Here is a 12,375-nt window from a genome sequence, read left to right as displayed (position 1 = left end):
TCAAATGGTGGCCCCGGAGTGATTCGAACACTCGACCTTTTGGTTCGTAGCCAAACGCTCTATCCAGCTGAGCTACGGAGTCATTACCGAACAGTCATTATTATAGGGGAAAGGTGATAAAATGTCAACAACTTTTTTGTAAAAAACCAAAAAGAAATCCTGAAGGCTATTCAATTCAACAGGGATATTATATAATAAGATATTAATCCATTGTTGTTTAGGAAAGAAAGGCAAAGGTGCAACATGCTGTTTACAGATAAAGCGAGAATCTATGTGGAAGCCGGTTCTGGGGGCGACGGAGCCTCCAGCTTCCGGAGAGAGAAATATGTGGCCTGTGGCGGCCCGGATGGAGGCAACGGAGGCCGGGGCGGCTCAGTGGTGCTGGTGGCCCACAAGGATCTGAATACCCTGGTGGATTTTCGGTACAAGCGGAAATTCGTGGCGGAAAAGGGAGGCAACGGTGCTGCCAAAAACTGCACCGGTCATAAGGCTCCTGATGTGGAGGTGAAAGTGCCACTGGGCACTGTGGTATACGATGATGCCACAGGTGTGGCCCTGGCAGACCTGTGCCATGACGGGGACAAATTCGTGGCAGCCCGGGGCGGCCGGGGCGGCAAGGGGAATGCCTGCTACGTGACCAGTACCAAGCAGGGAGTCACCTTTGCGGAAAAAGGCGAACCGGGCACCAAAGGCTGGCTGCGGCTGGAATTGAAAATGCTGGCCGATGTGGGCATGGTGGGGTATCCCAGTGTGGGGAAATCCAGCATTGTAGCCCGGGTATCGGCTGCCCGTCCGGCCATTGCGGCCTATCATTTCACCACTTTGAGCCCTGTACTGGGCGTGGTGCGGCTGGATGCCGAGCACAGTTTTGTGCTGGCCGACCTGCCCGGTCTGATTGACGGGGCTTCCAAAGGTGTGGGCCTGGGACATGATTTCCTGCGGCACATCGAACGCACCCGGGTCATCCTCCACATTGTGGATGTCAGCGGCTGCGAAGGACGGGATCCGGTGGAGGATTTCAAGAAGATCAACGAGGAACTGGTGCTGTACAGCGAAAAGCTGGCCAAACGGCCCATGCTGGTGGTGGCCAATAAAATGGATTTGCCGGATGCCGAAGCCAACTATCAGAAACTGGCTGACTATGTGACCAGTCAGGGCTATCCCATCATGAAGGCGTCTGCAGCAACGGGACAGGGGCTGAAGGAAATCATGTGGAAGGCCTACGAAATGCTGCAGAAGGCTCCCAAGGAGGAAGAAATCATCGACATCGGCCATGTGAAGGAGGCCGATCCGGATTCCTTCACCATCACCCGGGATACGGAAGATGCGGATTTCGAGGTGAAGGGGAAGAACATCGAGCGGCTGGTGGCTATGACCAATTTCGACAACGATGAGGCTCTGTACCGTTTCCAGCTGATCTGGCGGCGGCTGGGCATCGAACAGGCGTTGAAGGACAAGGGCATTGAAGAAGGACAGTCCGTGAAAATCGGGGATATGATCTTCGATTACAAGGAACACTATTGAGGGAAGGCTGAAGAGAAAGCCCGGCTCTCGGGGATGAATGAGGGGTGGAGTGCATGGAACGCAAAAAGATTGCAGAAGCCAAACGGATCGTGGTCAAGGTAGGGACCAGTACCATTACCTATCCCAATGGGAAGATCAACTATGAAAAGATCGAAAAGATGGCCCGGATCCTGACGGATTTCCAGAATCAGGGCAGGGAAATGATCCTGGTGTCTTCCGGCGCCGGGGCGGCCGGTGTGGGGCGGATGGGCCTGGAGGCCAAACCGAAGACCATTCCGGGCAAACAGGCCTGTGCCGCTGTGGGGCAGGGCATCCTGATGCACATCTATGAACGGATCTTTGGGGAATACGGCCAGGTGGTGGCCCAGGTGCTGCTGACCAAGAACGATATGGTGAACCGGCACAGCTATGCCAACGCCCGGAACGCTCTCCAGGAAATGATTTCCTGGGGGGTCATTCCCATCATCAACGAGAACGACGTGGTGGCCATTGACGAATTCAAGATCGGCGACAACGATAACCTGTCGGCGCTGGTGGCCAGCCTGGCCGATGCGGACCTGGATATCCTGCTGTCCGATATCGACGGGCTGTATACGGCCAACCCCAAGACCCATCCCGATGCCAAACTGGTGTCCGTAGTGGAGGAAGTGACGCCGGAAATCGAAGCCACTGCCGGGGGCGCCGGAAGCAGGAACGCCACCGGCGGCATGCTGACCAAGCTCCAGGCGGCCAAGAACGCCATGAGCGCCGGCATTGCCCTGATCATCGCCAATGGGGAGCATCTGGAGATTTTGCGGAACATCCTGCGGGGTGAACCGGTGGGGACCCTGTTCGTACCGAAAGAAAGCCATCTCCGGTTCCGGAACCAGTGGCTGGCTTTCGGGTCCAGGATCAGCGGCAAACTGATCGTGGATGCCGGCCTGGCCAAGGCCCTGCGCCAGGAGGGCAGCTGCAGTATCCTGCCCGTGGGCATCGTGGGCGTGGAAGGAGAATTCGACAGCGGCGATACGGTCAGTGTGGTGGACCAGGAAGGCCATGAACTGGCCCGGGGCATGACCAACTACGGATCTGGAGACGTGGCCCTGATCAAGGGCTGCAAGACCAGTCAGATCGAAGCCAGGATCGGTTACAAGCATTATGACGAAGTGATCCATCGGGACAACCTGGTGGTCCTGTAAGGGAGGTTGGACATATGGCGGAATATGAAGTGGGTATGGTCCGGCAGCAGGGAGAAGCGGCGAAGGCAGCTTCCCGGACACTGGGCATTTTGAATACGAAAATCAAGAACGATATCCTGGAAAGCATGGCCGACGGTCTGCTGGAAGGAGAAGAAACCATCCTGGCAGCCAATGCTGTGGATATGGAAAACGGAAAAAAGAGCGGTCTCCGGGCTTCTCTGCTGGATCGGCTGCTTTTGACCCATGACCGGCTGGTGCAGATGGCCATGGGCATCCGCCAGGTAGCGGATCTGCCGGATCCGGTGGGACGCATCCTCAGCGGAGCCAATCTGCCCAATGGGCTTACCATCACCAAGGTATCCGTACCCCTGGGAGTCATCGGCATCATCTATGAAGCCCGGCCCAATGTGACGGCAGATGCCATCGCCCTGTGCGTGAAGAGTGGCAATGCCGTGATCCTGAAGGGGGGACGGGAAGCTCTCCATTCCAACAAGGCGGTCAGCGATGTGCTGATTGCTGCCGGGGAAAAAGCGGGCCTGCCCAAAGGCTCCATCCAGTTTGTGAATGTACCCGACCGGGCAGCGGTGGATGAACTGATCCACCTGGAAGGCCTGGTGGATGTGGTGATTCCCCGGGGCGGTGCCGGCCTGATCAAGAACGTGGTGCACAATGCTTCCGTGCCGGTGATCGAAACCGGGGCCGGGGTGTGCCACACCTATGTGGATGCCTGTGCCAATGTGCCCATGGCGGTGGAAATCGCCATGAACGCCAAGGTGAACCGGCCATCCACCTGCAATGCCATGGAAACCCTGCTGGTGCACAGGGATATCGCCGATGTGTTCCTGCCGGCCATGCTGGAGGCCTATAAAAAGGCCCATGTGACCATCCTGGGGGATGAACGGACCCAGCGCTACAGTGAGGATGTCCAGCCGGCCACGGAAGAGGACTGGGCTACGGAATATGGGGATCTGCGGCTTTCTGTGAAAGTGGTGGACAGCCTGGAGGAAGCCGTGGAACACATCCGCCGCTATGGTACCGGCCATTCGGAAGCCATTGTGACGGATAACTACGCAAATGCAAGGAAGTTCCAGCAGCTGGTGGATGCAGCAGCGGTGTATGTGAATGCGTCCACCCGGTTCACCGACGGGTTTGAATTCGGCTTCGGGGCCGAAATCGGCATCAGCACCCAGAAGCTCCACGCCAGAGGTCCCATGGGTCTGCCGGAACTGACCACCACCAAATATCTGGTGAACGGCAACGGCCAGGTCAGGAAATGACAGTCCCGTTGTTATGAAAATGTTTAAAGTCTTTTCATGGATGGTTCATCCGTGGCATCTACAATGACTATGGGAAAAACGGCAAGGCTGCAGGGATGCTGCAGCCTTTTGGTTCCGACCTGTCCAGACAGGAGCGGTGAGGGAGGAAGAGCGTGAACATCATTCGCAAACATAAGATTCTGCTGATTCTCCTGGCCATACTGATTGCCGGGGGAGCCGGCGGCTACAAGTATTACCAGGTGAAGAAAACCCAGGAGGCCGTGGCGGCTACCCGGACGGATGCTGTCCAGCGGGGAAATCTGCGCAAGACCATTTCCGCCACCGGGGCCCTGAAGGCCCTGGACAACGTGGATATCAACTCCAAGATCACCGGCCGTATCGTGGCCGTGTACGTGAAGGAAAATCAGCACGTGACGGCAGGCCAGGCCCTGGTGAAACTGGATGATACATCTCTGAAGGCCACTCAGGAAATGAAACGGGCCACCCTGGCAGATAAAAAGGCGACGTATGACCGGGATACGGCCCTGCTGGATCAGGGGGCCATTGCCCAGAGTGTGTTCGATACGGCAGAGGCGGAATATCGGGTGGCCCAGGCAGAATATGACCAGGCCACTTCCAACGTGAACGATACGGTGATCAGTACGCCCATCGACGGCTATGTGATCGGCAAACCCACTCCGGTGGGGCAGACCGTATCCTCCGGTATTTCCACGCCGCAGGTACTCATGAGTGTGGCCAACCTGGACAAGATGCAGATCTATCTGATGGTGGATGAATCCGATATCGGCCAGATCAAACAGGGACAGAATGTGGAATTTACGGTGGATGCCTATCCCAATGAGACCTTCAAAGGGACCGTGACCCTGATCGGGCGCAGCGCCACCACGACCAATAACGTGAATTACTATACCGTATATGTGGATGTGGAAAACAGCGAGGGGAAGCTGCTTCCTACCATGACAGCCCGGGCCAATGTGATTGTGGACGAAATGGACAATGTGCTGACTGTGGCCAACAAATGCCTCCACACGGAGGATGGACAGCAGTATGTGCTGGTCTATAACAAGAAGGACAATACCAGCCGGAAAGTACCGGTGAAGGTGCTTTTGGCCGGGACGGACCGGACGGCAGTGGAAGCTGACCTGCAGGAGGGCGAGGAACTGGTGGTCAAGACCACCAAGGCCACCAGCACCAGCAACAACAGACGGATGGGCCCCCCCATGTAACGGGAGGACAAAAGCAGTCATGAATGTCATTGAACTGAAAGACATCGTAAAAAGTTACCAGATGGGGGATACCGTTGTCTATGCCCTGAACCATGTGACCGTGAACTTCGAAAAAGGCAAGTTCACATCCATTGTGGGGCCTTCCGGCAGCGGGAAATCCACCATGATGAACATCCTGGGCTGTCTGGATCGGCCTACTTCCGGAGAATACATCCTGGAGGGAAAGAATATCGCCAACTATACGGATGATGAACTGGCCCATACCCGGAATCAGAAAATCGGGTTCGTCTTCCAGAGCTTCAACCTGCTGAACCGGCTGACGGCTGTGGAAAATGTGGCCCTGCCCCTGATCTATGCCGGGGTCAGTCTGGAAGAACGGACCCGGCGGGCGGAAAAGGCGCTGACGGATGTAGGGCTGGGTAGCCGGATGTACCACAAACCCAACGAGATGTCCGGCGGCCAGCGGCAGCGGGTGGCCATTGCCCGGGCCCTGATCAACAATCCGGCCATCATTATGGCCGATGAACCCACCGGGAACCTGGATACCAAATCCACCCTGGAAATCATCGACATCTTCGAAAAGCTGAATCATGAGGGCAAGACCGTAATCATGGTCACCCATGAACCGGAACTGGCGGCCATGACCCAGCGGATCCTGGTCATGCGGGACGGCAGGCTGACCGAAGAGAAAGAGGGAGGAGGCCAGATCGTTGTTTAGGGAATGTGTGAAAATGGCCTTCGAAGGCATGGTTGCCAATAAAGTGCGGACGTTCCTGACCATGCTGGGAATCATCATCGGGGTAGGCGCCGTGATCGCCATGGTGTCCCTGGGCCTTGGCATGCAGGAAAAAGTCAAGGACAACATCACCAGCATGGGCAGCAACCTTCTGATCGTCATGAGCGGCGGCCGTACGGCCAATGGACAGCGGATCGCCAGCGGCAGCGGGGCCAAACTGACCTATGAAGATGCCAAGGCCATTGAAAAGAACGTGGACGGCATCAAATACGTGGCTCCCGGCGTGCAGGCCAGCTATCAGCTGGTGGCCGGGAACCAGAACTGGAACTCCCAGGTCCAGGGGATCACCCCCAATGTGCTGGAAATCCGGAACTACCAGATTTCGGAAGGCCGTATGTATACCCAGAATGATATGAACAGCCGGGAGCGGGTTTGCGTCATCGGCAAGACCGTGGCTGACAATCTATTCCCTGACGGGAAAGCCGTGGGGCAGATCATGCGGATCAACAAGGCACCGTTCATCGTCATCGGGGTGCTGGCTACCAAGGGACAGTCTTCCATGGGCCAGGACCAGGACGATGTGGTGTTCGTACCGCTGACCACGGCCATGCAGAGACTGATGGGCCTGACTTACATCCGGAACATCACCATCCAGTGTGAAAATGAAAATACGGTCTCCCAGGTCCAGTCTGACGTGGTCACCCTGCTGCGGACCCGGCACAAGATCCGGACCGGCGAGGACGACGACTTTACGGTCCGTGACTTGACGGAAATCATCAAGACGGCCCAGGAGACCACCGGGTCCATCACCCTGCTGCTGGCCATTATCGCCGGCATCAGTCTGCTGGTGGGCGGCATCGGCATTATGAACATCATGCTGGTATCCGTCACAGAGAGGACAAGGGAAATCGGCATCCGGAAAGCCCTGGGGGCTACCTACCATGACATATTGCTCCAGTTCCTGGTGGAATCCATGGTCATCGGGGTCACCGGGGGTACCACAGGCATGATCCTGGGGACCGTGATCTCGGTCATCGCAGCCAAGATCATCGGCTGGCCTGTGGTGATTTCCATTGCGGCCACTATCATCTCCGTCCTGTTCTCCGTGGGCATCGGCCTGTTCTTCGGATTGTATCCGGCCAAGAAGGCTGCTCTTCTGGACCCCATCGATGCGCTGCGGTATGAATGAGAGCAGGAAGCCTACCCTCCGGCAGAAATGGAGGGGGTTCGTGGAATTTCTCCACCGGCCCAAGACAAAATTCGATATCAGGGACCGATCTCGGGCCCTGCTGTTGTATGCCATTGTGGCAGGGATCCTGATGTGGCTGGTGGGGAAAATGACAACCTGACAAAAAGAGGGTGTGAAAAAATGCTTTTTCACACCCCGTCACTAGTCACTAGTCTCTAGTCACTAGCCGATGGAAGCCAGCTGATGCTAGCGAAATAAAGGCGCTGTGGATGATTTTTTCACAGCGCCTTTTTTCAGTGTCTGCTGGTTTTTTATTTCAGCTTTCGGAATTTCCACAATCCGAAACAGTGTCTTACCACCGGGCCCACCAGGAACAGCTGGATGCCCATGGCACCGGCAATATTCCGCAGGAAGGCCGGTCCCAGAACGGACCAGGAATAGACATGGAAGAACAGGACGTGGATCAGGGTGGTCATAAGGGGGGCCATGATGCAGGGCGTAAAGATCCCCATGCCAATGGGAAACAGCCGCTCTTTCCAGGGCCAGAACCGGAGGGTCAGCCGCATGGCAATGGGGCTGCCGATGAAATAGGCTACCGGGACGGCCAGAAAATATTCGTGGAAAAAGTTCTGTAGCGCGGCAGAGAACCAGGGGCCCTGCCAGCCCAGGTGCAGCAGTGAATTGTAGGAAGCCATGCCCAGGACCATGCCAAAGGCCATCATGCAGGTAAAGATCACAGCTTCTTTTCGGGTTTCAGGCATTGTTACAATCTCCTTTGGATATGCAAATTGGATGCAAAAAAATAACGCATCCCCAGCAATTGGATTTACATCTCCGGGAATACGCATTGCTCTGTTAGTATACCATGTTTGGGGGACGGAAGGAAAGAAAAGATTTTCGGTTGACGACCAATGATAAATAATAGAAAATTTGCATAAAATTCATATGCAGTTTTTATGTATAATGAATACATACAGCAACTTAATAAAGTAAAGAAGGGAGGGCCGGCAAATTTACGGGAAAATAAACAGAATTGTGTAAAAAAGGGGGAAGAAACATGAAAGAGTCCAATGTAAGTGTCCTTCTGGGAGCTGCCTTCCTGATGGCTACTTCGGCCATCGGACCGGGCTTTTTGACCCAGACTACCGTATTTACCGGAAAACTGGGAGCCAGCTTCGGATTCGTCATCCTGGCCACCATCCTGATCCATGCCATTACCCAGCTGAATGTATGGCGGATCATTGCAGCGGCACGGAAACCGGGGCAGGATATTGCCAACGCCCTGCTGCCCGGCCTGGGGTATTTTGTCTCAGCCCTTGTGGTGGCTGGCGGCCTGGCCTTCAACATCGGCAACGTAGGTGGGGCAGGCCTGGGTCTCAATGTACTGCTGGGGGTATCGCCTGTAACCGGGGCCCTGATCAGTACGGTCATTGCCGTATTCATTTTCCTGAATAAAAGCGCCGGTGCCTTAATGGATAAATTTGCCCAGATCGTGGGAGGCATCATGGTCCTGCTGACCATCTACGTCGCATTGACGTCCCATCCTCCGGTCGGAATGGCCATCCAGAAAACCGTGATGCCGGATGTGGTGGATGTCATGTCCATCGTGACCCTGGTAGGTGGCAGTGTGGGCGGCTACATTACCTTTGCCGGAGGCCATCGTCTGCTGGATGCAGGCATTACCGGGGTGGAAAACATGGATCAGGTAAACCGGAGCTCCCTCATGGGCATCGGCATCACCAGCCTGATGCGGATCCTGCTGTTTTTGGCTACGCTGGGTGTGATCAGTCAAGGCTTCCTGCTGGATCCGGCCAATCCTCCTGCTTCTGTGTTCAAGCTGGCAGCAGGGGATATGGGCTATAAGATCTTCGGCTTGGTCATGTGGTCGGCAGCCATTACTTCCGTGGTGGGCTGTGCCTATACTTCAGTATCCTTCATCCGTACCTTCAGCCCGACCCTGGAAAAATATCATCGGTATCTGATCATCGGTTTTATTTTGTTTTCTTCCTTTATCTTTTCGTTCATCGGCAAACCGGTTACGGTGCTGGTGGTCGTTGGCGCCCTGAACGGACTGATTCTGCCCATTGTGCTGGGGTCCCTCCTGCTGGCTGCGAAAAAAGAACGGATCGTTGGTTCCTATAAGCACTCCAACTTCCTGTTCTGTTCTGGTTGGCTGGTATTTGCTGTGTTGATGGTCATGAGTGTAAAGACCATCATAAAGATGTTTTTCTGAGACAGAAAACCATATCATTTTTGACAAAAAAAACAGGTGTATACACTATACTGTGATAAAAATGTGAACTGTTGCGAAACGTATAATGGATTACTTATAATGAATTACGTTTCAAGCGCACAATCAGGAAGGGAGCTGTTATCATGAAAGTCGATCTGAATTCTGATCTGGGAGAAAGCTTTGGTGCATACAAAATCGGTATGGATGACAAGGTGCTGCCGCTGGTGACTTCGGCCAACATTGCCTGTGGATTCCATGCAGGGGATCCTTCGGTGATGAAAAAAACGGTGGATCTGGCTGTTAAAAGCGGCGTTGCCCTGGGAGCCCACCCCGGATATCCGGATCTGGTTGGATTCGGGCGCCGGAAAATGGCTGTTTCTCCCAGCGATGCGTATGCCATGGTGGTGTACCAGGTAGGAGCCCTGGCTGCTTTTGCCAAGGCGGCGGGAACCCGTCTCCAGCACGTGAAACCCCATGGGGCGATGTACAATATGGCTGCCAAGGACGCCAAACTGGCCGAAGCCATTGCCCAGGCTGTATACGATGTGGATAAAGACCTGATCCTGTATGCCCAGGGTGGTACGGAAAGCATCAAAGCGGCTGAAAAAATCGGGTTGCGGGTGGCCTGCGAAGTCTTTGCCGACCGCAGCTACCAGGATGACGGGACCCTGACACCCCGTGGCCTGCCCGGTGCCATGATCACCGATGAGGACAAATCCATCGCCCAGGTACTGTCCATGGTGCTGGATGGCAAGGTGACGGCTCTCAGCGGCAAAGTGATTCCCGTGAGAGCAGATTCCATCTGCGTCCATGGCGACGGTGAAAAAGCCCTGCTGTTCACCCAGAAGATCCGCAAGGCACTGGCAGATCACGGGGTGGAAATCGCAGCCTCGGGAACGTTCCTGAAGTGATCACAGATCCGGTGGATGTGTAAAGGAGAATGCCCATGGATTACAGTACGATGAAGCCGGGGGAAGTACGGTCTCTGATCCGGGAAGGCAGGATCACCAGTTTTACCAGCGGCATGTGCAATGGCTATGCCCAGGCCAATCTGGTGGTGCTGCCCAAGGACTTGGCCTTTGATTTCCTGCTGTTTACCACCCGAAACCCCAAACCCTGTCCGGTACTGGACGTAACGGAAGTGGGAAGCCCGGAACCCAGGGCTGTAGCCCCCGGGGCTGATCTTCGGTATGATATCCCCAAATACCGGATTTACCGGCATGGGGAACTGGCCGACGAAGTGACGGATTTGAGCAGGTACTGGCGGGACGATCTGGTGGCTTTCCTGCTGGGGTGCAGCTTTTCCTTCGAAGGGCCCATGCTGGATGCAGGACTGGATGTACGGCATATTACAGAGAATCACAATGTGCCCATGTACATTACCAATATTCCCTGCACACCGGCAGGGGTGTTCCATGGCCCCATGGTGGTATCCATGCGCCCCATGACACCGAAGGCAGCCATCCGGGCCATCCAGGTGACAAGCCGGATGCCCAACGTCCACGGAGCCCCGATCCATTTTGGGGATCCGGCGGCAATCGGGATCAGGGATATCAACAAACCGGATTTTGGGGATCCTTCCACCATCAAGCCGGGGGAAGTCCCTGTGTTCTGGCCCTGCGGTGTCACACCCCAGGCTGTGGCCATGGCTGTGAAACCGGAGTTCATGATTACGCACGCACCGGGACACATGTTTATCACGGATGTTAAAAATGCTGATTTGAGTGTGCTGTAAAAAAAGAAAAAGCACTGGGAAATCAGAGACAATTCCATATCCAGAACAAGATCCAAATGAGGGGGAGATTGTGATGAAGAAAGAATCCAACATCAGTGTATTGCTGGGGGCTGCGTTCCTGATGGCCACCTCGGCCATCGGACCGGGCTTTTTGACCCAGACTACAGTATTTACCGGGCAATTGGGAGCCAGCTTCGGCTTTGCCATCCTGGCCATGATCATCATCGATGCCATTGCCCAGCTGAATGTATGGCGGGTCATCGCTGTGGCGAAAAAACCGGGGCAGGACATTGCCAACATGGTACTGCCCGGTCTGGGCTACCTGGTTTCGGCTTTTGTGGTGTTCGGGGGCCTGGCCTTTAATATCGGGAATCTGGGCGGCGCCGGCCTGGGCCTGAATGTACTGTTCGGCATCACGCCCATTACCGGGGCCCTGATCAGTGCGGCCATTGCCATTTTCATCTTTCTGAGCAAAGAAGCGGGCAGCCTGATGGATAAATTCGCCCAGATCGCTGGCGGCGTCATGGTGCTGCTGACCATCTATGTGGCGGTTACGTCCCATCCTCCGGTGGGAGAAGCCATCAGCAAGACCTTTATGCCGGACAGGATCGATCTGATGTCCATCGTGACCCTGGTGGGCGGCAGCGTAGGCGGTTATATCACCTTTGCCGGCGGGCACCGGCTGCTGGATGCCGGCATCTGCGGCAGGGAACGGCTGGATGAAGTGAACCGGAGTTCTCTGGCCGGGATCGGCATTACCAGTGTGATGCGGATTTTCCTGTTCCTGGCGGCGCTGGGAGTCATCAGCCAGGGATTTACGCTGGACCCGGCCAATCCGCCTGCGTCCGTATTCAAACTGGCAGTGGGTGAAGTGGGTTATAAGATTTTCGGTGTGGTCATGTGGTCGGCGGCCATCACTTCGGTTATCGGCTGCGCCTATACTTCGGTTTCCTTCATCCGTACATTCAGTGAAAGCCTGAACCGGAATTACCGGTATCTGATCATTGGATTCATCATCTTCTCTGCGGCCGTTTTTGCCTTCATCGGCAAACCGGTGAAAGTATTGATCCTGGCAGGGGCTCTGAACGGACTGATCCTTCCTTTGGTACTGGGGGCGCTGCTCCTGGCAGCCCGGAAGAAATCCATTGTGGGGGACTATGTCCACCCCAGGTTCCTTCTGGCCACTGGCTGGGTCATCTTTGCTGTCATGCTTTGCCTGGCCGTGGAGACCGCAACGAAATTACTGCCCAAACTGATGGGTTAAGAGGTGGTTGAAA

The 12,375-nt window shown here is 55.3% G+C and carries 11 protein-coding genes and 1 tRNA gene; 10 read left to right on the top strand and 2 right to left on the bottom strand.

The window, feature by feature from the left end:
- Positions 1-5: 5 nt before the first annotated feature.
- Positions 6-82 (bottom strand) — tRNA-Arg (locus BQ5462_RS02885).
- A gap of 161 nt (positions 83-243) precedes the next feature.
- Between BQ5462_RS02885 and obgE the strand changes: the two genes are divergently transcribed.
- From obgE to BQ5462_RS02855, 6 genes are all read left to right on the top strand, one after another.
- Positions 244-1,524, top strand: a complete 1,281-nt coding sequence (gene obgE, locus BQ5462_RS02880) for a GTPase ObgE (protein WP_071141935.1) — start codon at positions 244-246, stop codon at positions 1,522-1,524.
- Positions 1,525-1,577: 53 nt separating this feature from the next.
- On the top strand, positions 1,578-2,702 hold the full coding sequence (proB, locus tag BQ5462_RS02875) for a glutamate 5-kinase (protein ID WP_071141934.1): 1,125 nt from the start codon (positions 1,578-1,580) through the stop codon (positions 2,700-2,702).
- A 14-nt stretch (positions 2,703-2,716) separates the two neighbouring features.
- Entirely contained in the window at positions 2,717-3,979 is a 1,263-nt protein-coding gene (locus tag BQ5462_RS02870) for a glutamate-5-semialdehyde dehydrogenase (protein WP_071141933.1), read from the top strand.
- Between the two features lie 152 nt (positions 3,980-4,131).
- The gene (locus BQ5462_RS02865) at positions 4,132-5,205 is read left to right on the top strand and encodes an efflux RND transporter periplasmic adaptor subunit (RefSeq protein ID WP_071141932.1); all 1,074 of its coding nucleotides are present in this window, start codon (positions 4,132-4,134) and stop codon (positions 5,203-5,205) included.
- A 19-nt stretch (positions 5,206-5,224) separates the two neighbouring features.
- The gene (locus tag BQ5462_RS02860) at positions 5,225-5,923 is read left to right on the top strand and encodes an ABC transporter ATP-binding protein (protein ID WP_071141931.1); all 699 of its coding nucleotides are present in this window, start codon (positions 5,225-5,227) and stop codon (positions 5,921-5,923) included.
- Entirely contained in the window at positions 5,916-7,130 is a 1,215-nt protein-coding gene (locus tag BQ5462_RS02855) for an ABC transporter permease (protein ID WP_071141930.1), read from the top strand. The genes BQ5462_RS02860 and BQ5462_RS02855 overlap by 8 nt, the downstream gene beginning before the upstream one ends.
- A 311-nt stretch (positions 7,131-7,441) precedes the next feature.
- Here BQ5462_RS02855 and BQ5462_RS02850 read toward each other — a convergent pair whose 3' ends face one another.
- Positions 7,442-7,891: a DUF2798 domain-containing protein gene (locus tag BQ5462_RS02850; RefSeq protein WP_071141929.1), complete on the bottom strand. Its 450-nt coding sequence runs from the start codon at positions 7,889-7,891 to the stop codon at positions 7,442-7,444.
- 296 nt (positions 7,892-8,187) lie between these two features.
- Between BQ5462_RS02850 and BQ5462_RS02845 the strand changes: the two genes are divergently transcribed.
- The 4 genes from BQ5462_RS02845 to BQ5462_RS02830 all read left to right on the top strand — a co-directional run bounded on the left by BQ5462_RS02845 (position 8,188) and on the right by BQ5462_RS02830 (position 12,362).
- Positions 8,188-9,363, top strand: a complete 1,176-nt coding sequence (locus tag BQ5462_RS02845; RefSeq protein ID WP_071141928.1) for an NRAMP family divalent metal transporter — start codon at positions 8,188-8,190, stop codon at positions 9,361-9,363.
- A 140-nt stretch (positions 9,364-9,503) separates the two neighbouring features.
- A complete protein-coding gene (locus BQ5462_RS02840; protein WP_071141927.1) occupies positions 9,504-10,274 on the top strand; it encodes a LamB/YcsF family protein in 771 nt (256 codons plus the stop codon).
- Between the two features lie 35 nt (positions 10,275-10,309).
- Entirely contained in the window at positions 10,310-11,098 is a 789-nt protein-coding gene (locus tag BQ5462_RS02835; RefSeq protein ID WP_235819558.1) for a putative hydro-lyase, read from the top strand.
- Positions 11,099-11,171: 73 nt separating this feature from the next.
- Positions 11,172-12,362, top strand: a complete 1,191-nt coding sequence (locus BQ5462_RS02830) for an NRAMP family divalent metal transporter (RefSeq protein WP_071141925.1) — start codon at positions 11,172-11,174, stop codon at positions 12,360-12,362.
- Positions 12,363-12,375: the final 13 nt, after the last annotated feature.

This window comes from Acidaminococcus timonensis (genome assembly GCF_900106585.1).
GTDB classification, from domain to species: Bacteria; Bacillota; Negativicutes; order Acidaminococcales; family Acidaminococcaceae; genus Acidaminococcus; species Acidaminococcus timonensis.
This window is presented reverse-complemented; position numbering and strand designations above follow the sequence as displayed.

Coding starts and splice junctions, on each gene's coding strand:
- BQ5462_RS02870 (WP_071141933.1), top strand. CDS start 2,717: ATGGCGGAATATGAAGTGGGTATGGTCCGGCAGCAGGGAGAAGCGGCG.
- proB (WP_071141934.1), top strand. CDS start 1,578: ATGGAACGCAAAAAGATTGCAGAAGCCAAACGGATCGTGGTCAAGGTA.
- obgE (WP_071141935.1), top strand. CDS start 244: ATGCTGTTTACAGATAAAGCGAGAATCTATGTGGAAGCCGGTTCTGGG.
- BQ5462_RS02830 (WP_071141925.1), top strand. CDS start 11,172: ATGAAGAAAGAATCCAACATCAGTGTATTGCTGGGGGCTGCGTTCCTG.
- BQ5462_RS02850 (WP_071141929.1), bottom strand. CDS start 7,891: ATGCCTGAAACCCGAAAAGAAGCTGTGATCTTTACCTGCATGATGGCC.
- BQ5462_RS02835 (WP_235819558.1), top strand. CDS start 10,310: ATGGATTACAGTACGATGAAGCCGGGGGAAGTACGGTCTCTGATCCGG.
- BQ5462_RS02845 (WP_071141928.1), top strand. CDS start 8,188: ATGAAAGAGTCCAATGTAAGTGTCCTTCTGGGAGCTGCCTTCCTGATG.
- BQ5462_RS02860 (WP_071141931.1), top strand. CDS start 5,225: ATGAATGTCATTGAACTGAAAGACATCGTAAAAAGTTACCAGATGGGG.